1 pseudogene is annotated in these 204 nt (G+C 60.8%); it reads left to right on the forward strand.

Going from position 1 to position 204, the window contains the following annotated elements:
• Positions 1-187: pseudogene (locus tag lacNas_RS00250) on the forward strand (bifunctional pyr operon transcriptional regulator/uracil phosphoribosyltransferase PyrR); the annotation flags it as partial.
• Positions 188-204: the final 17 nt, after the last annotated feature.

A 204-nucleotide genomic window follows, 5' to 3' on the forward strand; every position in this document is an offset into this window, starting at 1 on the left:
CGCCATCATGGACCAGGGGCGGCCGAGCAAGATTGCCCTGGCGGTCTTGATTGACCGCGGCCACCGGGAGCTGCCGATCCGGCCGGACTTTATCGGCAAGAACATCCCGACCTCTGCCAAAGAAGACGTGCAGGTCCGGGTCAGCGAAATCGACGGCGCTGACGCGGTGCAGATCAGCGAGGACTAAAATGGCTGAACAATATT

Origin of the sequence: Lactobacillus nasalidis (assembly GCF_016587775.1) — a bacterium.
GTDB classification, from domain to species: domain Bacteria; phylum Bacillota; class Bacilli; order Lactobacillales; family Lactobacillaceae; genus Lactobacillus; species Lactobacillus nasalidis.